Raw genomic sequence first — 22,665 nt, forward strand, 5'->3', positions numbered from 1 at the left:
GCCGGCTCAGCCGGCCTCGTCCTGCGGGACGTCCTCGTCCAGCGACCGGGCCACGGCCTGCACGAGCGGCAGGGTCCGATGCTCGATGTGGGTCGCGAGGACGATCTGGGTGGAGGCGCGCTCGATCTGCTCGTGTTCGACGATCTGGTCGATGACGCGCTGCAGGTCGATGTTCGACCGGGCGACGACGACGAGGAGCATGTCGAACGAGCCGGTGATCGTGTGGGCCTCGACCACCTCGGGGATCGCCGACAGGTGCGTCGCGATGGGGGTCTGACCGGAGGTCTGCCGGATCTGCAGGTTGCAGTACGCGGTGACCGGGAAACCGGTCGCGGCGGCCGACACGGTCGGGGCCAGCGAGGTGATGACCCCCCGCTTCTGGAGCCGGTCGAGCCGGGACTGCACCGTGCCGCGGGCGACGCGCAGCTCGCGGGAGGCGCCGAGGATGCCGATCTGCGGCTGCTCGGTGAAGAGGGTGATGATCCGCGCGTCGAGCGCGTCGATCCCGGTGGTCACCTCGTCACCGTAGCGCGCCGCGTCCGTGCGGTCTGGGAAACTGGGCGGTATGACGCAGCGCCCCTCCGGTTGGTACGACGACCCCCGCGACGACGAACAGCTCCGCTACTTCGACGGGGTCGTCTGGACCGAGCACACCGCGCTCAAGCGTCCACGTCGCCCGCAACCCCCGGCGCAGGGCCCCGCCGGTGGCTCGTGGCCCGAGACCGGCCGCCCTCCGGCGCCCGGGTCCGCCTCCGGCGGCCGACCCCAAGCGTGGGGCGGCGGGCCGTCCGACCACGGTCGGGCTCCCGGCTGGGGTCCCGCGCCGGGCGGTGCGCCCCACGGCCGCGCCCACCGGCACGGCGGCGCCGGGGCCGACCCCGCGCGCGCCCAGGACGGACTGCGCCGGGCCGGCTGGTGGCGCCGTGTGGTGGCCTACGTCCTCGACGGTTTCGTCACCTACGTCCTGCTCATGCCGTTCGTGCTGCCCCGGGCCGACCGGATCACCGCCGAGACCGAGCGGCTCCTGGCCCAGATCCGGGCCGCCGACGGGACGCTGCCCGCGCCGTCGCCCGAGCTGCTCCAGCTCGCCGCGACGCTGTCCCTGACGAGCCTCGTCATCACCCTGGTGTACGAGGTGGGGATGCTCGCCTGGCGCGGAGCCACGTTGGGCCGCATGGCCGTCGGCATCCACGTGCGGCGGATCGGCGCACCCGGTCCCGTTCCGGTGTCCCTCGGTCTGCGTCGCTCCGTGGTCAAGTACGCGGCCTCGATCCTCGGCAACGTCCCCGTCATCAGCTTCCTCGCGGCGATGTTCCAGGTCGTCGACTACCTGTGGCCGCTGCGTGACCCTCGTCGGCAGGCCCTGCACGACAAGGTGGTGTCCACCGAGGTCGTGCGCGGTCGGCTCGAGACGGGCGCAGGGGGGACCGGGTCCCGGGCCGCGCGGCGTTCCGGCCTCGGCGGGTCCGCCGGTCGACGGGGATCGCGTGGCGACCGGGACGGCGACCGCGACGGTGGACGCTCTCGGCGAGCGGCGGACGAGGGTGAGCTCGCGAGCCGCAGTGAGCGCGAGAGCGCTCGGGGCGGCGACCGCCCGGTCCGCCGCGGCGCGCACCGCCGCTGAGCCGACTCGTTCGGGCTGTGCTCGCCTCGCCTCAGCTCGTCTGCGAGACCTCCACGCCGGCTGCCCGCAGCTCGCGCACGGCCGCGGTCGTCGACTCCGGCGCGACGCCGGCGGTGAGGTCGAGGAGCACCCGGGTCGACAGGCCGGCGGCCGCAGCGTCGAGCGCCGTGGCGCGGACGCAGTGGTCGGTCGCGATGCCGACGACGTCGACGGCCACCACGCCCCGGTCGGCGAGCCACGACGCCAGGTCCACGCGCCCGGCGCCCCGGGCGGCGTCGCCCTCGAACCCGCTGTAGGCGGCGGTGTACTCGCCCTTGCGGAAGACGGCCTCGACCCGCGAGAGCGCCGGGGCCAGGGCGGGATGGAAGTCGGCCCCCGGGGTCCCGACGACACAGTGCCGGGGCCAGGAATCGACGAAGTCGGGCTCGTCGGAGAAGTGCGCCCCGGGGTCGACGTGCCAGTCGGCCGTCGCCACGACCGCGGCGTATCCGGTCCCGTCGGGCCCGGCGTCGAGGCCGGCCAGCACGTGGTCCGCGATCCGGGCGGCGACGTCGGCGCCGCCCGTGACGGCGAGCGACCCGCCCTCGCAGAAGTCGTTCTGCACGTCGACGACGATGAGCGCGCGGGGACGGTCGGCGGTCATCGCGTCTCCTCCGGGGTCGTGGCCGGCGGGTGTTCGTCGTCCACGTAGAGCGTCGGGATCACGGGCTCGCCCTTGCTGAGGCGATGGGCCTTGACGGGCAGCTCCTCGAGGGCGGCCCGGTGCCGGTCGCGCGCCGCGGCGACGTCGTCGGCGCCCTCGACCACCTCGCCACCGCGGACGAGCGGCACGAGCAGCTCACGGTCGTTGTCGTCACCCACGGGACGTTCGCCGATGCCCACGAGCTCGGCGGTGGCGACGCCGTGCTCGTCGAGCCGCCGCAGGGCGTACTTGCGGCCGCCCACCGACGCCTTGTCCTTGCTCTTCTTCGCGACGTCGACGAGCGTGCCGGAGTCGTCGGCGCGGGAGACCAGCTTGTACACGAGGCCCGCCGTCGGGTGGCCCGACCCGGTGACGAGGGACGTCCCGACGCCGTAGGCGTCGACGGGCGCGGCGGCGAGCGCGGCGATGGCGTACTCGTCGAGGTCGGAGGTGACGACGATGCGCGTGTTGCCCGCGCCGAGCCCGTCGAGCTGGGCGCGCACCTCGTGGGCCTGCGCGACGAGGTCGCCGGAGTCGAGCCGCACCGCGCCGAGCTCCGGGCCCGCGATCCGCACGGCGAGGTCGACGGCGGTCCGGACGTCGTACGTGTCGACGAGGAGCGTCGTGCCGGGACCGAGGGCGTCGACCTGGGTCCGGAACGCGGTCTCCTCGTCGTCGTGCAGGAGCGTGAACGAGTGGGCGCTCGTCCCGGCCGTGGGGATGCCGAACGTGCGCCCGGCCTCGAGGTTGCTCGTCGTGCCGAACCCGCACACGTAGGCCGCGCGGGCGGCGCCGACGGCGGCCCACTCGTGGGTGCGTCGCGACCCCATCTCGATGCACGGCCGGTCCCCGGCGGCCCGCGCCATCCGGGAGGCGGCGGCGGCGACGGCGCAGTCGTGGTTGTAGATGGACAGCGCGAGCGTCTCGAGGATGACCGCCTCGGCGAAGGTGCCCTCGACGATGAGCAACGGGGAGCCGGGGAAGAACGTCTCGCCCTCGGGGTAGCCCCACACGTCGCCCGAGAACCGGTACTCGCGCAGGTAGTCGAGGGTCGCGTCGTCGACGACGTCGCGTGCGGCGAGCGCCTCGATCTCGGCGGGGCCGAAGCGGAACCGCGTGAGCGCCGACAGGAACCGGCCGGTGCCCGCCACCACCCCGTACCGGCGCCCCTCGGGTAGGCGGCGCGCGAACATCTCGAAGACGCTGCGTCGGTGCGCGGCGCCGCTGCGCAGGGCCGCCTGCACCATCGTCAGCTCGTAGTGGTCGGTCAGCAGGGCGGTGGAGGCGGACCCCCCGCGCTCGGGGGCGAGGTCGGCCCCGGTCGTCGCGCGGGTCGTGGTCGTCGTGCTCGTCGTCACGCCCGAAGCCTATGGTGGAGACGTGTCCATCGCGCCCACTTCGCACCCGTCGACCTCCGCCGACGTCGAGTCCGACACCCGGGCCGGTGCCGACATCCGGCCGGATCCGGGCTGGATCACGCTCGTGTGGAACGACCCCGTCAACCTCATGAGCTACGTGACGTACGTGTTCCAGACCTACTTCGGCTACCCGCGCGAGAAGGCGGAGCGGCTGATGATGGACGTCCACGAGAAGGGCCGCGCCGTCGTCGCGCACGGCCCGCGCGAGGTCATGGAGCAGCACACCGAGGCCCTGCAGGGGTACGGCCTGTGGGCCACGTTCGCGAAGGACGAGTGATGGCGCGCGCCTTCCGCCGCCGCCGGGGTCGCTTCGTCGCCGACCTGGCCGCCCCCGAGCGCGAGATCGTCCTCGACTGCATCGTCCAGACCGCCGCGCTGCTCGAACGCGAGGGCGGCCCGGCACCGGGCGCAGGGCCCCTCGACCCCGCCGGCGGCCCTGCGGGGGAGGACGCCGACGAGTTCGAGGCGATCATGCGTCGAGCGGGCCTCACCGACGCCGCGTTCTCCGGCGACGGACCGGGAGCCGCGGCGGACGGGGTCGGCCGGGGGGCGCCCCCTGTCTCGGACGACCCGGCCGTGCGGCGGCTCCTGCCCGACGGGCACCGCGACGACCCGGCGCAGGCCGAGGCCTTCCGCGCGCTGTCGGCGCAGAACGTGCGGTCGACGAAGCTCACCCACCTCCACCGTGCGGCGGAGGTCCTCGCCGGGGCGACCCAGGACCGCCTCGACCTGGGCGAGGACGACGCGCGAGCCCTCCTGCTGTCGCTGACCGACGTCCGCCTCGTCCTCGCGGAGCGGCTCGAGCTGCGCACGGACGACGACGTCGAGCACCTCGAGGCCCAGCTGGACGCCCTCGACGCGGGCGACGGCCGGGCGCAGGTCATGCTCACCTACGACTTCCTCACCTGGTTCCAGGAGACGCTCGCCTCGGCGATGCTGCCCCGCTGATCGGCCCCGGCCGACTCCTCCGTGTCGTGGCATGTCGTGGCACGGCGCGGCACGTCACGGCACGGCACGGCGCTGTCGCGGCGCGGCGCGTCGTCGCGTGGCACGGCACTCGTGGCCGCGAGCGACCGCTCGGCGTCGCGAGGAAGCCGTTGCGCGATCGTGACCCGTGGATTCGGCGAGACGCGTTGGTGGCGCCCGCCCCACCTGGGCAGACTCGACCCCAACATCGACCCAGGAGGCAGCCGTGCCCAACCTTTCGCTCCGTCCCCGCGCCGTCGTGGCGGCGCTCGCCCTCGCCCTTCCGCTCGGACTGGCGGCCTGCGGCTCGTCCGGGGGCGAGCAGAACACCGGCTCCGGCTCGGGGTCGACCGCCGCCGGCGGCATCCAGACGGTCAGCCCCGGCAAGCTCACCGTCTGCACGCACCTGTCGTACCCGCCGTTCCAGTTCAACAAGGACGGCAAGGTCGTCGGGTTCGACGTCGACGTCGTCGACCGGGCCGCCAAGTCCATGGGCCTCACGCAGGACGTCGTCGACATCGACTTCGAGCAGATCACGACGGGCGCCGTCTTCAAGGCGAAGAAGTGCGACGTCGCCGCGGCCGGCATGACGATCACCGACGAGCGCAAGAAGGCCGTCCTCTTCTCCGAGCCGTACTTCGACGCCACGCAGGCGCTCATCGTCAAGAAGGGCGCGGGCGTCACCGACCTCGCCGCCCTCAAGGGCAAGAAGCTGGGCGTGCAGACGGGCACGACGGGCCAGGAGTACGCGAAGAAGAACGCCTCGGCCGGGTTCAGCGCCGTCGTCTTCGAGGACCTCCCCACCTCGCTCAACGCCCTCAAGGCCGGCCGGGTCGACGCGACGATCAACGACAACGGCGTCCTCTTCGACTTCGCCAAGCAGAACCCCGACACCGAGGTCGTCGCCGAGTTCGCGACCGGTGAGCAGTACGGCGTGGCCGCGAAGAAGGACGACCCGAACGCGCAGCAGATCATCACGAAGATCAACGAGTCGATCGCGACGTCCAAGCAGGACGGCAGCTACGACGAGACCTACAAGAAGTGGTTCGGGACGGCTCCGGGCGAGAAGTCGACCGCCGCGCCCAGCTCGAGCGCGGGCTGATGTCGGCTCCCGCACCCACCGCAGAACAGGCCCCGACGCGGCGACGCTCGTCGCCGCGTCGGCGCGCCCGGCGCATCCGGCTCGTCCAGTACGCGGTCCTGATCGTCCTCGTCGTCCTCGCGTTGTTCACGGCCAACTGGCCGCAGATCATCGACGTGTTCTTCCGCCCCGAGCTCGTGGCCGCCACGATCGGGCCGGCCCTGTTCCTCGCCCTCGGCAACACGCTGATCTACACGGCCGGCGCGTTCCTCTTCGGGCTCGTCGTCGGGACCGTCCTCGCGCTCATGCGCCTCTCGGAGGTGCCGCCGTACCGGTGGATCGCCCGCGCCTACATCGAGTTCTTCCGCGGCCTGCCCGCGATCGTCGTCTTCATCGCGTTCGGGCTGCTGCCCATCGCGTTCGAGGGCATGACGATCCCGTGGGACCCGTACGGCACGGTGTGGGTCGCGCTCGGCATGGTCGCGAGCGCCTACCTCGCCGAGACGATCCGCGCCGGCATCCAGGCGGTGCCCAAGGGGCAGGTCGAGGCGGCGCGCTCCCTCGGGATGAGCTCCGCGACGGCGATGCGCAAGATCGTCCTGCCGCAGGCGTTCCGCATCATCCTGCCGCCGCTGACCAACGAACTCATCCTCCTCGTCAAGGACTCCTCGCTCGTCTACGTGCTCGGGCTGTCCATCGAGGGCTACGAGCTGACGAAGTTCGGCCGTGAGGCGGCCCAGTCCGAGGCGAACCTCACGCCGCTCGTCGTCGCCGGCTTCTGCTACCTGCTCATCACGCTTCCGCTGACCGTGCTCGTGGGCCGGCTCGAGGCCACGACCGCGAAGGCGAGGTGAGCGCCGTGAGCACCCCCGCGCCCGAGCGCACCCGTCCCCGGGGCGAGGACGTCGTCGTCGTCTCCGACCTGCACAAGTCGTTCGGCTCCAACCAGGTGCTCACCGGCATCGACCTGACGATCCGGCGCGGCGAGGTCGTCTGCGTCATCGGGCCGTCGGGCTCCGGGAAGTCGACCCTGCTGAGGTGCGTCAACCTGCTCGAGACGCCGACGTCCGGCTCGATCCGGGTGCAGGGCGAGGAGGTCACCGACCCCGACTGCGACATCGACGCCGTCCGCCGCGGGCTGGGGATGGTGTTCCAGCAGTTCAACCTGTTCCCGCACCTGACGGTGCTCGAGAACTGCACGGTCGCCCAGCGCACCGTGCTGCGACGCTCGGCGGGGCAGGCGCGCGAGGTGGCGCAACGCAACCTCGAGAAGGTCGGCCTCGGGGAGCGCGGCGACGCGCACCCGGCGCAGCTCTCGGGTGGGCAGCAGCAGCGGGTGGCCATCGCGCGGGCGTTGTCGATGGAGCCCGAGCTCATGCTCTTCGACGAGCCGACCTCGGCGCTCGACCCCGAGCTCGTCGGCGACGTGCTCGCGGTGATGCGGCAGCTCGCCGCAGAGGGCATGACGATGATGGTCGTCACGCACGAGATGGCGTTCGCGCGCGAGGTGGCCGACCGGGTGGTCTTCATGGACGGCGGCGTCGTCGTGGAGGACGGTCACCCCGACGAGGTCATCGGCAACCCGCGCCACGAGCGCACGCGCACGTTCCTGCAGCGCGTCCTCGACCCCACGCACGTCCAGGCCGGCGCGCACGACGCGGCGCACGCCGCCCGCCACGCGGGCGACCCGGCGCCGGGCGACGTCGCCGAGACGCCGCCCACGCCCGACCACCACTGAGCACGGCGCCCGGTGCCGCGGCCCGGCCCCCCCGCAGGTGGGGGGCCGGGCCGCGGGCGTCCCCGGCGTATTCTCGGGCTGTGGCGGACGCACCGATCGGGATCTTCGACTCCGGCTACGGCGGACTGACCGTGGCGCGGGCGGTGCTCGACCAGTTGCCGCACGAGTCCGTCGCCTACCTCGGCGACACGGCTCGCGCGCCCTACGGTCCGCTGCCCATCGCCCGGACCCGCCAGTTCGCGCTCGAGTGCCTCGACGAGCTCGTCGCCTCCGGGGTGAAGATGCTCGTCATCGCGTGCAACACGGCGAGCGCCGCCATGCTCCACGACGCGCGAGAACGCTACGACGTGCCCGTCGTCGAGGTGATCCGGCCCGCGGTGCGCCGTGCGGCGGCGGCCACGGGCAACCGACGCGTCGGCGTCATCTCCACGGAGGGGACGCACCGGTCGCGGGCCTACGTCGACGCCTTCGCCGCCGCGCCGCAGATCGAGGTCGTCAGCCGGCCGTGCCCGCGCTTCGTCGAGTTCGTCGAGGCCGGGGTGACCGGCGGCCCCGAGCTGCTGGGCGTCGCCCACGAGTACCTCGACCCCGTCCGGGCGGCCGGGGTCGACACCCTCATCCTCGGCTGTACGCACTACCCGCTGCTCACCGGCGTCGTCTCGTACGTCATGGGTGACCTCGTCACGCTCGTGTCCAGCGCGGAGGAGACCGCGAAGGACGTGTACCGGGTGCTCGCCGACACGGGCACGCTGCACCCCGACGACGCCCCGGCGCCCCGGCACGACTTCCGGACGACCGGCGACCCGCAGCGGTTCGCGGCCCTGGCCCGGCGGTTCCTCGGCCCGGAGATCGGCGACCTCGCCGTGGCCGGAGCGGTGCGATGAGGGTCACGGCCGTCGGCTGCTCCGGGTCGTTCCCCGGGCCCGACTCACCCGCGTCGTGCTACCTCGTCGAGGCCGAGCACGAGGGCCGGACGTGGCGCGTCGTCCTCGACCTCGGCAGCGGCTCGCTCGGCCCCCTGCAGCGATACGTCGACCCCCGCAGCCTCGACGCGGTCGTCCTCTCGCACCTGCACCCCGACCACTGCCTCGACGTGTGCGGGCTCTACGTCATGCTCTCGTACGGCCCCGATCGACCGCCGGGCGCCGGCGGGCGGATGCGGGTGCTCGCCCCCGCCGACGCACCCGACCGTCTCGCGCGGGCGTACGGCGTGGACGCGCCCGAGCCGCTCGACGACCGGCTCGACTTCGAGGCGCTGCGGCCCCGGGAACCGGTGCGGGTGGGGCCGTTCACCATCACACCGGTGCCCGTGTGGCACCCCGTCGAGTGCTACGGCCTCCGGGTGGAGGCCGACGGCGCCGTGCTCGCCTACACCGCCGACACCGACCGCTGCGACACCCTCGACGAGTTGTGCGTCGACGCGACCCTCGTCCTCGCCGACTGCGCCTACGTCGACGGCCGCGACGACGACAGCCACGGCGTCCACATGTCGGGGTCGAGGGCCGCCGCGGCCGCCGTGTCCGCCGGGGGCGTGGCCCGGCTCATGCTCACCCACATCCCCGCCTGGAACGCCCCCCGCGTGTGCCACGACCAGGCGGCCGCCGTCTGGCCGGGTGAGGTCGAGGTGTGCCGACCCGGGCAGACCTACGAGCTCTAGGCCACTCGGGGGCCGGAGAGTCGCGGGCGCCGACGGGGTCGGCCCGCCTCGCGGCCGGGCACTCGGTGCGACCCGTTACCGTCGGGGACATGACCCGACACGACGGCCGCGCCGCCGACCAGCTCCGCGACATCCGCATCACCCGACACTGGCTCGACCACGCCGAGGGCAGCGTCCTCGTCGAGTTCGGCCGCACGCGGGTCCTGTGCGCGGCGTCGTTCACCGCGGGCGTCCCCCGGTGGCGCAAGGGCAGCGGCCTCGGGTGGGTGACCGCGGAGTACGCGATGCTCCCGCGGGCCACGAACACGCGTAGCGACCGCGAGTCGGTCAAGGGCCGGATCGGCGGGCGCACCCACGAGATCAGCCGCCTCGTCGGGCGCAGCCTGCGCGCCGTCGTCGACTACGGGCAGCTCGGCGAGAACACGATCGTGCTCGACTGCGACGTGCTGCAGGCCGACGGCGGCACCCGGACCGCGGCCATCACGGGCGCGTACGTCGCGCTCGCGGACGCGATCGAGACCGGCCGGCGCAGCGGAGCGGTCGCCCGGGGCGCGACCCCGCTGAGCGGGTCCGTCGCGGCCGTCAGCGTCGGGGTCGTCGGCGGCGAGCCCGTCCTCGACCTCGACTACGTGGAGGACGTCGACGCGGGCACCGACATGAACGTCGTCATGACCGGCGCCGGCGACTTCGTCGAGGTCCAGGGGACCGCGGAGGGGCAGGCGTTCGACCGCGCCGCCCTCGACGCCCTCCTCCACCTGGCGGTCGGCGGCTGCGCCACCCTCACGGAGCTGCAGCGGTCCGCCCTCGCGCAGGACCCGCCGCGATGACCGCGGGACAGGCGCGGGTCGTCCTCGCCACGCGGAACGCCGGGAAGGTCGTCGAGCTCCGCGACATCCTCGCCCCCGTCCTGGCGGAGGTCGATCGAGAGCTCGTCGGCGTCACGGAGTTCGCGGGCGTGGCGGACGTCGTCGAGTCGGGCGTGACGTTCGTCGAGAACGCCACCCTCAAGGCGGTCGCCGTGGCGCGGGCCACGGGCCTGCCCGCCCTCGCCGACGACTCGGGCCTGGCCGTCGACGTCCTCGGCGGTGCGCCGGGGGTGTTCAGCGCCCGCTGGGCCGGGCGGCACGGCGACGACCGGGCCAACCTCGACCTCCTGCTCGCGCAGGTGGCCGACGTGCCCGACGAGCACCGGGGTGCCGCCTTCGTGTGCGCCGCCGTCCTCGCCCTGCCCGACGGCCGCACCGCGGCGCGCGAGGGGCGCTTCCCCGGCTCGCTCACCCGGGAACCGCGGGGGTCGAACGGCTTCGGCTACGACCCGATCCTCCTCGTGGACGGCGACACGCGCACCGCCGCGGAGCTGTCCCCGGGCGAGAAGAACGCTGTCTCCCACCGCGGCCGCGCCTTCCGCGCCCTCGCGGACGACGTCCGCGCGCTCCTCGGCCCCTGATCGACGCGTCGGAGCGGGTGCGGGAGAAGGGACTCGAACCCTCACGCCTTGCGGCACAGGAACCTAAATCCTGCGTGTCTGCCAGTTCCACCACTCCCGCGTGGTCCGCAGACAGGGTACGTGCCGGGGGCGGATGTCCGGACGTCAGGCGTCAGGCCAGGCCCAGCGCCTTCTCGAGCGCCGCGACGTGGCCCTTGGCGCGCACGTTGTACTTGGCGAGGGCGACGTCGCCGTCCGGGCCCACGACGACCGTCGAGCGGATGACACCGGTGACGACCTTGCCGTACAGCTTCTTCTCACCGAACGCCCCGTACGCCTCGAGCGTGGCCTTGTCGGGGTCCGAGAGCAACGGGTAGGTCAGCCCCTCCTTCTCGGCGAAGCGCGCGAGCTTCTCGGGGGAGTCGGGGCTGATGCCGAGCACCGCGTAGCCGGCCTCGCGCAACGGGTCGAGCCGGTCGCGGAAGTCGCACGCCTGGGTCGTGCAGCCCGGCGTCATCGCCGCCGGGTAGAAGTAGACGACGACGGAGCGCCCCGCGTAGTCGGCGAGCGACACCGTCGACCCGTCGTGCGCGGTGAGCGAGAACGCGGGGGCGGCGTCGCCGACGGACAAGCGGGGCATGGGAACTCCTTGATCGGGCGGGGGCGGCCGTACGAGGAAGAGCACGGCGTGGGGTGAGCCGAGGGCACCCCCCGGGACGCGGGTCGCCGACGGATGGACCAGCAGGTAGGTTATCGTCGCGGCAAGCCGCATCTCCACCGAAAGGACCCCTGATGAGCGCGCAGGACAACCGCTCCCTCGACCAGATCGAGAAGGACATCGAGCGGACCCGGGGCCGGCTCGCCTCGACCATCGACGAGCTGGCGTACCGCGTCAAGCCCGCCAACCTCGCCAAGCGCCAGGCCGACTCGGCCAAGACGTCGTTGTTCCAGGCCACCCACGCCACCGACGGCTCGCTGCGGTACGAGATCGTCGGCCCCGTCGCCGCGGTCGTCGTCGGCCTCGTCGCCCTCGCGATCTACAACCGCGTCAAGCACTGAGCCACGCGCCTGCGACGGCCCGGTCGACTCCCTGACGGGGATCCGACCGGGCCGTTCGCGTCGGCGCAGCACAAGCTCATCGTACGAGTGTTCGGTTCAGTCCGGTGACCAGTCGATTTCACTCCGACGACGGCTTCCGGTATCGTTCTTCTCCGTTGCGCCATTAGCTCAATTGGCAGAGCAAGTGACTCTTAATCACTGGGTTCGGGGTTCGAGTCCCTGATGGCGCACTCGTCACGAAGGCCGCCGCAGTTCACCTGCGGCGGCCTTCGTCGTGTCGCCCCGCCGTCTCCGCCCGCCCGGCGTGCCGGACGAGGCCGGGCTCTGTTCCGTCCGGTCGGCGACCGGGGCTCAGTGGGTCAGCGACGGCGGCGCTCGGAGCGCACGACGACGGCCCCGATGACGAGCAGGGCCAGGACGGCGACGACGGTCAGGCCGACCATCATCGTGTTCCCGATCCTCGACCCGGTCGGCGTCGCCGGCCGCGCGGGCGCCGCCGCGGTCGGGCCGGTGGTCGTGGCCGACGGTGTCGCGGCCGCGGGAGACGTGGCCCCGGTCGTGGGCGCGGCGCTCGACGGGGGAGTCGACGGCGACGCCTGGGCGACCGTGAACGTCACCCGCCCGGAGACGGGGTGCCCGTCGGCGCTGACGACCCGGTACAGCACGCCCACCTCGCCGTCCCCGGACTCGGCGGACTCGGCGGGCACCGGTGCCACGACCCGGGCGCCGTCGACGGTGATCCCCTCGGCCCGGCGCGCCCGACCGCCGGAGTTGACGATGACCTGCACCATCGACGCGTCGATCTCCTCGGTGAAGACGAGGGCGACGTGCTCCGGCATGATCGGCACCCGGGCGCCGTCCGCGGGATCCGAGGACACGAGGGCGGTGTGCGCGAACGCGGGAGCCGCCGGCAGCCCGGCGGTGAGGATCCCGGCCAGCAGAGCCGCCAGAACCCACACTGCCGCGAGGCCGCGCCGCGCGACCGGGCCGGTCGAGGGCGCCACGGCGTGGGGGAGAGGGGGCATCGGAGCACCTCGGGCCTTCTCGCCGGGACCTCGACCGCGCGGATCCGGCCGGGTCGGGACCGCGGCGCGGTGTGTCGTGTCGTCGCCCCGGCGCGTCGCCGAGGCGGGCGGATCCGTCGACGCGACCCTACGCGGCCGGGCGGCCCGGCCCGGGGCCGGGTCGGCGTCCGGCCTTCCCCGGGCGGGCGCCGGCCGGCGGCGTCGCCGGGTGTGACCCGGCCTCGGGCGTGCGGCGGCGGATCGACGGTGTTCGCGCGAGACTGGGTTCGTGTCCGAGGCGATGCACGAGTTCGTCGTCGCCGGGGTCGACGATCTCCCCGGTGTCGTCTCGATGGTCGGATACCGGTCCTTCGGGCTTCCCGTGGGGGTGCATCTCGGCGTCCCCAGCGGGACCGTCACCTTCATCCTCAGCCTCGACGGGCCGGTGCTCGGCGCGGACTGCGCCGCCGACGTCGCCGGGGGGCGACTCGACCGGGCCGACGTCCTGCTCGCCGGGCTGCACGACACGGCCACCCACGTCGTGCAGCCGGCCCGGCAGGAGGGGGTGCAGCTCGCCCTCGACCCGCGGGCGGCTCGCGCCCTGTTCGGTCTGCCGGCGGCGGAGCTGCCGCAGGGCATCGGCGACGCGTTGTCGGTCGACCCGAGGTGGCGCCGCCTCCTCGAGGCTGTCGGCGAGACGTCCGACTGGGGCCGCCGATTCGCCCTCGTCGCCGGCGAGGTCCGCCGCCGCGCCGCGGAGGAGCGATCCGGTCCGCGCCCGGAGACCGCGCACGCGTGGACCCTGCTCGCGCGGTCGCGGGGTACCGCCGGTATCGATGACGTCGCCCGTGCCGTCGCGCTCTCCGGTCGTCAGCTCCGGGCGGAGTTCCGCCGCGAGTACGGTGTCGGGCCCAAGCAGGCCGCCCGCCTGATGCGCTTCGAGCACGCCACGGCGCGCCTGGCCGCGGCCGTGCGCGCGGGGGCGGTCCCGTCGCTGGCGGAGGTCGCCGCCGACTGCGGCTACGCCGACCAGTCCCACCTGGCCCGGGACGTGCGCGGCTACCTCGGGCTCGCCCCGAGCGCGTGGCTGTCGCAGGAGCGCCGAAACATCCAAGCCGGGGGCCATTCCCAGCGGCGAGAGTGGGCGACATGACCACGACGACGCGGGTGTTCCCCGCCTTCCAGTCCCACGACCCCGACGCCCTCCTCGCGTTCCTCACCGGCGCCCTCGGCTTCGTCGAGAACACCGTCCACCGTGACGACGACGGCGTCGTCGTCCACGCCCAGGTCGACTGGCCCGGCGGGGGTGCGGTGATGTTCGGGCGGCACCGCCCCGATCAGCAGTGGTGTCGCGAACCGGGCACGGCGGGGGTCTACCTCGTCGCATCCGACATCGATGCCGTCCACGAGCGGGCCCGCGCCGCCGGCGCCGACGTCGCCCGCGGGCTCGAGGAGACCGACTACGGCGCGCGCGAGTTCACGGTGCGGGACCCGGAGGGGAACCTCTGGTCGATCGGGACGTACGAGGGGGAGCCTCCGGCCGCCTGAGGCCGGCCGACACGCGAACACCCCCTGACCGGACCGGTCAGGGGGTGTTCGCCGAGTGGGGTGAGTGACGGGACTTGAACCCGCGGCCACCTGGACCACAACCAGGTGCTCTACCAGCTGAGCTACACCCACCGAGGTGGCGCCGCGTCCGGGCCGTTTCCGGCTGTCCGAGGCAGCGCGAATCATCGTACCCGCTTCCGGGGGGTGGTCGTGACCACGGCCCGGGCGCCGGTCAGTCGGAGGACTCGGACGGAGGACCCGACGGAGCAGGCGCGGTGGGGGCGACCCCGTGGCGGGAGGCGATCTGACGGACGGTGGCGCTGTCGGGGCCGGGGGCGGGCACGAAGACGGCCTCCCGGTAGTACCGGAGCTCGGCCAGGCTGTCGAGGATGTCGCCGAGGGCGCGGTGGCCGCCGTGCTTCTCCGGCGACCCGAAGTAGGCGCGGGGGTACCAGCGGCGCGCGAGTTCCTTGATCGTGGAGACGTCGACGTTGCGGTAGTGCAGGTGGCCCTCCAGCTCGGGCATGTCGCGCGCGAGGAAGGCGCGGTCCGTCCCGACCGTGTTGCCGCCGAGCGGCGCCTTGCGGGGCTCGGGCACCCACTCGCGCACGTAGGCGAGGACCTTGTCCTGCGCCTCCTGCATCGTCGTGCCGTGCTCGAGCTCGGGGAGCAGACCGCTGTCCGTGTGCATCTTCCGGACGAAGTCACCCATCTGCTCCAGCGCCGCCGCGGGCGGTGCGATGACGACGTCGACGCCCTCGCCGAGGGGTTCCAGCTCGAAGTCGGTGACGACGACGGCCACCTCGACGAGGGCGTCGTCGGTCAGCGACAGGCCGGTCATCTCGCAGTCGATCCAGACGATGCGGTCGGTACGGGCTCGCTCGGAGGTCGTGGGCACCTCGCCACTCTATGTGGGTGTCCGCATCGGTGTCGGGGGTCCCGCGCCGTGTCCGGGCTCGTGCCCGGTCGCGCTGCTGTGGACGGCGCCGCACGCCGTCCGGGGCATCGCGGCGATAATGGGGCTCCGCCCGGGCGCCCCGGAGCCGCACGCCGCGGCCGGTGCGTGCTCGGGGAGCCGACACGAGTCAGGACGACCATGAACCGACCGGTGCCCACGGGGGCGGCCCGCCGCCACCGCGGCGGCGTCCGCGCCAACGCGACCGCTCGTCCCGCGCTGCGGCGCTGGCTGCTCTGGGGCGCCATCGCGCTGCTGTTCGTCGTCGGCGCCCTCGTCGTGAGCGCCGCCATCGGGCTGCAGGTGGGTGGCCGCGCGGCGGGCGTCGCCCTCGTCGCGGCCGTCGTGCCGCTGCTCGTCGTCGTCCCCGCCTTCCTGTGGCTCGACCGCTTCGAGGCGGAGCCTCCCCGCTACCTGATGTTCGCGTTCGGGTGGGGCGCGCTCGTCGCGACGACGGTGGCGATCGTGCTCAACACCGGCTCGATGATCTTCCTGTCCGAGACGTACATCGACGCCGACGAGATCGCGTCGGTGGTGGTGGCCCCCATCGTCGAGGAGTCGCTCAAGGGGCTCGGCGTGCTGCTCGTGCTCCTGGTCCGCCGCCGGGAGTTCGACGGCGTCATCGACGGCGTCGTCTACGCCGGCCTGTGCGCGGCGGGTTTCGCCTTCGCCGAGAACGTGCTCTACCTGGGGCAGGCGTACAACGACCAGGGCACCGCGGGGATCGCCGCCACCTTCTTCGTCCGCTGCGTGCTCGGCCCGTTCGCCCACCCGCTGTTCACCCTGTGGACGGGCATCGGCATCGGGATCGCGGCGAGCCGCCGCGGCGTCCTCGCCCGTCTCGCCCCGTTCGTCGGCCTCGCCTTCGCCATCGTCGTCCACGCCGCGTGGAACCTCTCGGCCGTCGCGGGGATCGAGGGATTCTGGTCGGCCTACCTCCTGCTGCAGGTGCCGATCTTCCTCACGGCCATCGGCGTCGTCGTCTGGGCCCGTCGCCGCGAGGGGCGGCTCATCCACGAGCACCTCGTCACCTACGCGCGTCACGGCTGGCTGACGCCGCCCGAGGTGACGATGCTCGGCACGATCGGGGGCCGCCGGGAGGCGCGCCGATGGGCGCAGCGGGCCGGTGGGCGCCGGATGAAGCAGGCCATGGTCGCGTTCCAGGACGACGCCGTCGACCTCGCCATGCTCCGGCAGCGCATGACGCACGGCACAGCCGGCCCCGACGCGGCCGACCGCGAGCTGACCCTGCTGCACTCGATCACGAACGCCCGGGCGGGGTTCCGGCGACAGTCCCCGGTCCTCGTCTGAGCTCACGACACGCCCCGGGCCCGGGCCGGGTTCGACCCGCGTTCACCCGGATCAGCGACACTGTCGGCGAGAACGGGTGCCCGTCCCGCCGCCGGCGGCCGCCGGCGGCGCGTGCCCGACCGAGCCGAGGGAGAACCGATCCGCGTGAGCATGGGCGACGGCGATCCCGCGCAGCAGCCACGGGCCGAGGACACGCAGGCCGCGGGCCCTCGCACGTCCGCCGACGAGCCGGCCGACGCGCAGGAGGCCCGGCCCGACGCCCTGCGGTCGGTCTATCGCCTCGGTGGACTCGCCCCCGCACCGCGCACGCTCGTCGACGTGCTCGAGGAGACCGTCTCCCGCCACGGCGGGGCGCCGGCGCTCGACGACGGCGAGCAGATCCTCAGCTACCGCGACCTGTGGCGGCAGGCCCGGTCGACCGCGGGTCGGCTCGCGGCGGCCGGGGTCCGCCGCGGCGACCGCGTCGGGATCCGCGTCTCCTCGGGGCACCGCTCGCTGTACGTCGCCATCCTCGGCGTCCTCGTCGCGGGCGCCGCCTACGTACCGGTCGACGCGGACGACCCCGACGAGCGGGCCCGCCTGGTCTTCGGCGAGGCCGGCATCGCCGCCCTCGTCACCGACGACGGCATCACCGGCGTCCCGCGGGCCGGACGCGGCGGACCGGACGAGGAACCCGGCGTCGGCGCGTCCGGGCGGACGGCCCCCGAGCACCCCGGACCGGACGACGACGCCTGGATCATCTTCACCTCCGGCTCGACGGGCACGCCCAAGGGCGTGGCCGTCAGCCACCGCAGCGCCGCGGCGTTCGTCGACGCCGAGGCCCGGTTGTTCTGCCAGGAACGTCCGCTCGGGGTGGGGGACCGGGTGCTCGCCGGCCTGTCCGTCGCGTTCGACGCCTCCTGCGAGGAGATGTGGCTCGCGTGGCGGCACGGGGCGTGCCTCGTCCCGGCGCCGCGCTCCCTCGTGCGCTCCGGCATCGATCTCGGGCCGTGGCTCGTGTCGCGGCGGGTGAGCGTCGTCTCGACGGTGCCGACGCTCGCGTCGCTGTGGCCCGCCGACACCCTCGCGCAGGTGCGGTTGCTCATCTTCGGCGGCGAGGGCCTGCCGGCCGAGCTCGCCGCCCGCCTCCTCGACCCCGACCGCGAGGTGTGGAACACCTACGGCCCCACCGAGGCGACCGTCGTCGCATGCGCGGCGCGCATGGGCGCGGAGGGTCCCGTGCGGATCGGGACCCCGCTGGAGGGCTGGGATCTCGCCGTCGTCGACGGGTCCGGGCACGAGGTGGCGCCCGGGGAGGTCGGGGAGCTCATCATCGGCGGGGTCGGTCTCGCTCGCTATCTCGACCCGGCCAAGGACGCCGAGAAGTTCGCCCCCATGCCGACGCTGGGGTGGGAGCGCGCCTACCGCAGCGGCGACCTCGTGCGCCTCGAGGCCGATGGCCTCGTCTTCATGGGGCGGGCCGACGAGCAGGTCAAGCTCGGCGGGCGCCGCATCGAGCTGGGGGAGATCGACGCGGCCCTGCAGTCGCTGCCCGGCGTGTCCGGGGCGGCGTGCGCCGTGCAGACCACCGCGGGCGGCCACCAGCTCCTCGTCGGCTACCTCCTGGCCGAGCAGCCCGGGTACGACCTCGGCGCCGCCCAGGACCTGCTCCGGGCCGAGCTGCCGGCGGCCCTCGTCCCCCGGCTCGCCCTCGTCGACGACCTGCCCACCCGCACCTCCGGCAAGGTCGACCGGGCGGCACTCCCGTGGCCGCTGCCGGGGCAGGAGCCGGCCCGCGGCGCCGCTGACGCCGCGCCACTGGAGGGCACCGCCGCGTGGCTGGCCGGCCGGTGGGGCGCCGTGCTCGGCGTCGAGGCGGCCCGCGCCGACGACGACTTCTTCTCCCTGGGCGGGGGCAGCCTCGCCGCCGCCCAGCTCGTCACGCTCCTGCGGGAACGCGCCCCGCGCGTCACCGTGGGCGACCTGTACGACTATCCCCGCCTCAACGCCCAGGCCGCGATGCTCGACGAGATGGCGCCGACCGACTCCGGGCCCGCGCGGGTGCGTACGGTCCGCCCCGTCCCGGTGCGCGCTCAGGTGATCCAGGTCGTCGTCAGCCTCGGCCTGCTCGCCGTCGGCGCGCTGCGCTGGCTCGTCGCCCTGCTGCTCGTGGGCACCGCGCTGCACGGTGTGGACGGGTTCGCGTGGCTCCCCACCGCCTCGTGGTGGGTGCTCGCGCCCCTGTTCGTCCTCGTGCTCACCCCGCCGGGACAGATGGGCCTGTCGGTGCTGCTCAGCCGCCTCCTGCTGCGCGGCGTGGGGCCGGGGGACTATCCGCGCGGGGGAGGGGTGCACCTGCGCCTGTGGGCGTGCGAGCGGTTCGCCGACCGCATCGGCGCGACGGGCATGGCCGGGGCGCCGTGGATCATCTACTACGCGAGGGCCCTCGGGGCGAAGGTGGGGCGCGGGGTCGACCTGCACGCGCTGCCGCCGGTCACCGGGCTGCTCACCCTCGGCGGCGGGTGCGCCGTCGAGCCCGAGGTCGACCTGTCCGGTCACTGGGTCGACGGCGACGTGCTCCACGTGGGTCACGTCAAGGTGTCGGCGCACGCGACCGTCGGCGCCCGCAGCACCCTCCTGCCCGGCGCCCGCGTCGGGCGGGGGGCCACGATCGAGGCGGGCTCGACCGTCCACGGCGCCGTCCCGGCCGCCCAGGTGTGGGCCGGATCGCCCGCCGGTCCCGTCCGCGGCAAGTGGCAGGGGCCCTGGCCCTCGCACCGCCCGCCCCGGCGCCGGGGCTGGGTGCTCGCGTACGCCGTGACGGCGCTCGCGCTCGCCCTCCTGCCCCTGCTCGCCGCGGTGCCCGGCCTCGCGGTCCTCGCGTTCGCGGCGCGCGGCGCGGCCCGGCCGCCGGACGCGCTGGGCCCCCTCCTGCTCGCCGCGCCCGCCGCCACGGTGCTGACCATGGCGGTCCTCGCCGGGGCGACCATCGCCCTCGTGCGGCTCCTCGCGATCGGGCTCACCGAGGGGTTCCACCCGGTGCGCAGTCGCGTCGGCTGGCAGGTGTGGGCCACGGAACGGCTCCTGGACTCGGCCCGCACGCTGCTGTTCCCCGTCTACGCGAGCCTCGCGACCCCGTGGTGGCTGCGCGCCCTCGGCGCGCGCATCGGCCGCGACGTGGAGGCCTCGACGGTCCTGTTGCTGCCGGCGATGACCCGCGTCGACGACGGCGCCTTCCTCGCCGACGACACGCTCGTGGCGGGCTACGAGCTGCGCCAGGGGTGGATGCGCGTCGAGCGGGCCCGCGTCGGCAAGCGGGCCTTCCTGGGCAACTCCGGCATGACCGCGCCCGGACGGAAGGTCCCCCGCGACGGGCTCGTCGCCGTCCTGTCGACCGCGCCGATGACCTCGAAGGCGGGAACCTCGTGGGTCGGCAGCCCGCCCACCCGGTTGCGGCGCGCGACGGTCGACACGGCGGGCTCCGACGCCGCCCGGACCTACGCGCCGCCACGGCGGCTCAAGATCGCCCGCGCCCTCGTCGAGGCGTGCCGGGTCGTCCCCGTCATGGTGTCGGTGGCGATCGGGGTGGTCGTCGCGGTCGGCCTCGCGCAGGCGTGGAGGGTGTCGCCGTGGCTCGCGGTCCTGCTCGGCGGGCCGATCCTCGTCGCCGCCGGGGCGGTGGCCGCCGGGGTCACCGTGGCCGCGAAGTGGCTGCTCGTCGGCCGGTTCCGGGCCGTGGAGCATCCCCTGTGGAGCTCGTTCGTCTGGCGCAACGAGCTCGCCGACACGTTCGTGGAGACGGTGGCCGGCCCGTGGTTCGCCTGGGCCGCCACCGGTACCCCCGCCCTCAACCTCTGGTTGAGATGCATGGGCGCGACGATCGGTCGGGGCGTCTGGTGCGAGACCTACTGGCTCCCCGAGTCCGATCTCGTGGACCTCGGGGCCGGGGCGACCGTCAACCGGGGGTGCGTGCTCCAGACCCACCTCTTCCATGATCGAATCATGTCCATGGACACGGTCACCCTCGCCGACGGCGCCACGATGGGCCCCCACGGCGTCATCCTGCCGGCGGCGTCCATCGGCACCGGGTCGAGCGTCGGCCCCGGCTCGCTCGTGCTGCGCGGCGACGCCGTCCCCGCGGGGTCGACGTGGGCCGGCAACCCGATCCGGCCGTGGGACCGCGAGGACGCCGATGCCTGACCGGCGCCGACGCGGACCGGAACCGACCGATCCCTACATCCCCCATCACGGCAGCACCGGATACTCCGTCGCGCACTACGATCTCGACCTCTCCTACGCCGTGCAGACCAACCGTCTGGACGGTCGGGCCGTGATCGACGTCGTCGCGCGCGAGACGGTGGACGCCCTGCGGTTCGACCTCATCGGGCTCGATGTCAAGAAGGTGAGCGTCGGCGGCCGCAAACCGAAGCGGTTCGCGGTCCGCGACGGCGCCCTCGAGGTGCGGCTCGCCGCCCCGGCCCCGTCCGGGACGCGCCTCCGCGTCGACATCCGGTACTCGGGGTCGCCGTCGCCGGTCGTCGGCCGCTGGGGCGAGGTCGGCTGGGAGGAGCTCACCGACGGGGTCATCGTCGCCGGCCAGCCCGAGGGCGCGCCGTCGTGGTTCCCCTGCAACGACCGGCCGGGCGACAAGGCCACGTACCGCATCGCGGTCGCCACCGATCCGGACTACGCGGTCGTCGTCGGCGGCCGGCCGTCGGTGCCGCGGCGGGGCGCCGGTCACGTGCGCTGGGAGTACACGCAGGACCGCCCCACGTCGCCGTACCTGATGACCGTGCAGATCGGCCGGTACGAGCGGTTCGACCTGCCGGGCGCCGGGGTCGTGCAGGCGGCGTACGTGCCGCCACGCCTGCGGGCCCGGGCGGCGCACGATCTCGGGCGGCAGCGGCAGATGATGGACCTGTTCGAGCACCTCTTCGGGCCCTACCCGTTCGGCGAGTACGCCGTCGTCGTCACCGACGACGACCTCGAGATCCCCCTCGAGGCGCAGGCCCTGTCGATCTTCGGCGCGAACCACGTCGACGGGGGACGCCGCAGCGAACGCCTCGTCGCGCACGAGCTCGCGCACCAGTGGTTCGGCAACAGCGTCGGCGTCGCCACGTGGCAGCACATCTGGCTCAACGAGGGCTTCGCCTGCTACAGCGAGTGGCTGTGGTGGGACCACCTGCGGACGAGGTCGGTGGACACGGCCGCCCGCAACGCCTACCTCGGTCTGGCCGCGTCGCGCCAGGACCTCGTCATCGCCGATCCCGGTCCGGAGCTGATGTTCGACGACCGCGTCTACAAGCGGGGCGCGCTCACCCTGCACGCGATCCGGGCCGCCCTCGGGGACGTCGCGTTCTTCGCCATGGTCCGCGAGTGGGTCAGCGACCACGCCGACGGCACGGTGACCACGGACGACTTCCTCGACCACCTGCGCCGGCACGACCCCGACGGCGAGAGCGTCGTGCTCGCCCGGCGGTGGTTGCTGCACGCCGACCTGCCCGACCTGCCGCGCCTCGGGGCGCCGGGGCGCCACTCCGGCCTGCCCGAGCGGGTCGCCCGCGTCGCGCGCCGGGTGACGCCGGGCTGAGCCGGCCCGGTCGTCGCCCCGTCGCGGCGCATCCCGCCGCCCCGCGTATCGTGCTCGGGTGGGCGTCATGCCCCGGCCCTCGTAGCTCAGCTGGATAGAGCAAGAGCCTTCTAATCTCTAGGTCGCAGGTTCGAGTCCTGCCGGGGGCGCACGCACAGGGCTCCTCACCTGGGCCGATGGTCGCGTAGGTGGGTCGAGCCTTCGCAGATCGGGTGTCATCCTAGATCGGTATGGGTTTGGGATGAGCACCCAGATCACGATCCGCATCCCCGACGATCTCGTCGGGTTCACCGATTCAGCAGTCGCATCCGGGGGCTGTCGGTAGAGGTGCCGGTCGGCCCTCGCAACGGCCTCGACCACGACTGCGTCATCGACCTCGACAACACCGTCACGATCCGCGCGGCCGACCTCGGGCGCGGGATCGGGTTCCTCTTCGGCGACCAGGAAGCCGCCCTGGCCGAGGCGATCCACCGCGCGTTCGACCTCGACGATCCCCGTCAGGCCGATCGCGCCGCACGGCCGTCGGCCCGCAGGCGGGCCGGATGTCGTGGCGGTGCAACGGGGATACCGGGAGTGCGACCGGCCGGACCACGTTCCGCCTGCCCCTGGCCCGGGCCGCGAAGGGAC

22 protein-coding genes and 4 tRNA genes are annotated in these 22,665 nt (G+C 74.1%); 18 read left to right on the top strand and 8 right to left on the bottom strand.

The features are described 5' to 3' along the window. Positions 1-6 precede the first annotated feature (6 nt). Positions 7-516, bottom strand: coding sequence for an Lrp/AsnC family transcriptional regulator (locus tag ICW24_RS08110; RefSeq protein WP_226345212.1), 510 nt, complete (start codon positions 514-516; stop codon positions 7-9). A 49-nt stretch (positions 517-565) separates the two neighbouring features. Here ICW24_RS08110 and ICW24_RS08115 point away from each other — a divergent pair, with 49 nt between their 5' ends. After that, complete coding sequence (locus ICW24_RS08115) at positions 566-1,624, top strand: RDD family protein (protein ID WP_226345213.1); 1,059 nt, start codon at positions 566-568, stop codon at positions 1,622-1,624. Positions 1,625-1,655: 31 nt separating this feature from the next. Here ICW24_RS08115 and ICW24_RS08120 read toward each other — a convergent pair whose 3' ends face one another. Continuing rightward, positions 1,656-2,267 carry an isochorismatase family protein gene (locus tag ICW24_RS08120; RefSeq protein ID WP_226345214.1) on the bottom strand — a complete coding sequence of 204 codons (612 nt, stop codon included), beginning with the start codon at positions 2,265-2,267 and terminating at the stop codon, positions 1,656-1,658. After that, positions 2,264-3,664 (bottom strand): nicotinate phosphoribosyltransferase, encoded by a 1,401-nt coding sequence (locus ICW24_RS08125; RefSeq protein ID WP_226345215.1) that lies wholly within the window; start codon positions 3,662-3,664, stop codon positions 2,264-2,266. The genes ICW24_RS08120 and ICW24_RS08125 overlap by 4 nt, the downstream gene beginning before the upstream one ends. Positions 3,665-3,686: 22 nt before the next feature. Between ICW24_RS08125 and clpS the strand changes: the two genes are divergently transcribed. From clpS to rdgB, 9 genes are all read left to right on the top strand, one after another. Then, on the top strand, positions 3,687-4,001 hold the full coding sequence (gene clpS, locus ICW24_RS08130; RefSeq protein ID WP_372360560.1) for an ATP-dependent Clp protease adapter ClpS: 315 nt from the start codon (positions 3,687-3,689) through the stop codon (positions 3,999-4,001). Further along, entirely contained in the window at positions 4,001-4,672 is a 672-nt protein-coding gene (locus ICW24_RS08135) for a DUF2017 family protein (protein ID WP_226345216.1), read from the top strand. The genes clpS and ICW24_RS08135 overlap by 1 nt, the downstream gene beginning before the upstream one ends. Before the next feature lie 244 nt (positions 4,673-4,916). Then, entirely contained in the window at positions 4,917-5,792 is an 876-nt protein-coding gene (locus ICW24_RS08140; RefSeq protein ID WP_226345217.1) for an ABC transporter substrate-binding protein, read from the top strand. Next, complete coding sequence (locus tag ICW24_RS08145) at positions 5,792-6,625, top strand: amino acid ABC transporter permease (RefSeq protein ID WP_226345218.1); 834 nt, start codon at positions 5,792-5,794, stop codon at positions 6,623-6,625. The genes ICW24_RS08140 and ICW24_RS08145 overlap by 1 nt, the downstream gene beginning before the upstream one ends. Then, on the top strand, positions 6,622-7,509 hold the full coding sequence (locus ICW24_RS08150; RefSeq protein ID WP_372360561.1) for an amino acid ABC transporter ATP-binding protein: 888 nt from the start codon (positions 6,622-6,624) through the stop codon (positions 7,507-7,509). Before ICW24_RS08145 ends, ICW24_RS08150 begins: the two co-directional genes overlap by 4 nt. A gap of 80 nt (positions 7,510-7,589) precedes the next feature. After that, positions 7,590-8,393: a glutamate racemase gene (gene murI / locus ICW24_RS08155; protein WP_226345220.1), complete on the top strand. Its 804-nt coding sequence runs from the start codon at positions 7,590-7,592 to the stop codon at positions 8,391-8,393. After that, a complete protein-coding gene (locus tag ICW24_RS08160; RefSeq protein WP_226345221.1) occupies positions 8,390-9,166 on the top strand; it encodes an MBL fold metallo-hydrolase in 777 nt (258 codons plus the stop codon). Before murI ends, ICW24_RS08160 begins: the two co-directional genes overlap by 4 nt. An 89-nt stretch (positions 9,167-9,255) precedes the next feature. Then, positions 9,256-9,993: a ribonuclease PH gene (gene rph / locus ICW24_RS08165; RefSeq protein WP_226345222.1), complete on the top strand. Its 738-nt coding sequence runs from the start codon at positions 9,256-9,258 to the stop codon at positions 9,991-9,993. Continuing rightward, positions 9,990-10,613 carry an RdgB/HAM1 family non-canonical purine NTP pyrophosphatase gene (gene rdgB, locus ICW24_RS08170; protein ID WP_226345223.1) on the top strand — a complete coding sequence of 208 codons (624 nt, stop codon included), beginning with the start codon at positions 9,990-9,992 and terminating at the stop codon, positions 10,611-10,613. The genes rph and rdgB overlap by 4 nt, the downstream gene beginning before the upstream one ends. Positions 10,614-10,631: 18 nt before the next feature. Here rdgB and ICW24_RS08175 read toward each other — a convergent pair. Together ICW24_RS08175 and bcp are read right to left on the bottom strand one after the other, a co-directional pair. After that, a tRNA-Leu gene (locus ICW24_RS08175) sits at positions 10,632-10,713 on the bottom strand. Positions 10,714-10,764: 51 nt separating this feature from the next. Continuing rightward, complete coding sequence (bcp, locus tag ICW24_RS08180; RefSeq protein ID WP_226345224.1) at positions 10,765-11,232, bottom strand: thioredoxin-dependent thiol peroxidase; 468 nt, start codon at positions 11,230-11,232, stop codon at positions 10,765-10,767. A gap of 152 nt (positions 11,233-11,384) precedes the next feature. Between bcp and ICW24_RS08185 the strand changes: the two genes are divergently transcribed. Beyond that, positions 11,385-11,651, top strand: a complete 267-nt coding sequence (locus ICW24_RS08185) for a DUF3618 domain-containing protein (protein ID WP_226345225.1) — start codon at positions 11,385-11,387, stop codon at positions 11,649-11,651. 157 nt (positions 11,652-11,808) lie between these two features. Further along, positions 11,809-11,881: transfer RNA gene (locus ICW24_RS08190), tRNA-Lys, on the top strand. A gap of 129 nt (positions 11,882-12,010) precedes the next feature. Here ICW24_RS08190 and ICW24_RS08195 read toward each other — a convergent pair. Next, positions 12,011-12,676 (bottom strand): copper resistance CopC family protein, encoded by a 666-nt coding sequence (locus ICW24_RS08195; protein ID WP_226345226.1) that lies wholly within the window; start codon positions 12,674-12,676, stop codon positions 12,011-12,013. 268 nt (positions 12,677-12,944) lie between these two features. Here ICW24_RS08195 and ICW24_RS08200 point away from each other — a divergent pair, with 268 nt between their 5' ends. Together ICW24_RS08200 and ICW24_RS08205 are read left to right on the top strand one after the other, a co-directional pair. Further along, positions 12,945-13,808, top strand: coding sequence for a helix-turn-helix domain-containing protein (locus tag ICW24_RS08200; RefSeq protein WP_226345227.1), 864 nt, complete (start codon positions 12,945-12,947; stop codon positions 13,806-13,808). Continuing rightward, positions 13,805-14,203 (top strand): VOC family protein, encoded by a 399-nt coding sequence (locus ICW24_RS08205; protein ID WP_226345228.1) that lies wholly within the window; start codon positions 13,805-13,807, stop codon positions 14,201-14,203. The genes ICW24_RS08200 and ICW24_RS08205 overlap by 4 nt, the downstream gene beginning before the upstream one ends. A 56-nt stretch (positions 14,204-14,259) precedes the next feature. Here the strand turns inward: ICW24_RS08205 and ICW24_RS08210 are convergent. Next, positions 14,260-14,335: transfer RNA gene (locus tag ICW24_RS08210), tRNA-His, on the bottom strand. Positions 14,336-14,435: 100 nt separating this feature from the next. Beyond that, positions 14,436-15,101 carry an oligoribonuclease gene (orn, locus tag ICW24_RS08215; protein WP_226345229.1) on the bottom strand — a complete coding sequence of 222 codons (666 nt, stop codon included), beginning with the start codon at positions 15,099-15,101 and terminating at the stop codon, positions 14,436-14,438. Positions 15,102-15,299: 198 nt separating this feature from the next. Between orn and ICW24_RS08220 the strand changes: the two genes are divergently transcribed. The 4 genes from ICW24_RS08220 (at position 15,300) to ICW24_RS08235 (ending at position 22,187) form a co-directional block, all read left to right on the top strand. Further along, entirely contained in the window at positions 15,300-16,469 is a 1,170-nt protein-coding gene (locus ICW24_RS08220; RefSeq protein WP_226345230.1) for a PrsW family intramembrane metalloprotease, read from the top strand. Between the two features lie 150 nt (positions 16,470-16,619). Beyond that, positions 16,620-20,648 (top strand): Pls/PosA family non-ribosomal peptide synthetase, encoded by a 4,029-nt coding sequence (locus tag ICW24_RS08225; protein WP_226345343.1) that lies wholly within the window; start codon positions 16,620-16,622, stop codon positions 20,646-20,648. Then, on the top strand, positions 20,641-22,038 hold the full coding sequence (locus tag ICW24_RS08230) for a M1 family metallopeptidase (RefSeq protein WP_226345231.1): 1,398 nt from the start codon (positions 20,641-20,643) through the stop codon (positions 22,036-22,038). The genes ICW24_RS08225 and ICW24_RS08230 overlap by 8 nt, the downstream gene beginning before the upstream one ends. Positions 22,039-22,113: 75 nt before the next feature. After that, a tRNA-Arg gene (locus tag ICW24_RS08235) sits at positions 22,114-22,187 on the top strand. Positions 22,188-22,665: the final 478 nt, after the last annotated feature.

The sequence above is a fragment of the Agilicoccus flavus genome (assembly GCF_014857905.1).
Classification (GTDB): domain Bacteria; phylum Actinomycetota; class Actinomycetes; order Actinomycetales; family Dermatophilaceae; genus Agilicoccus; species Agilicoccus flavus.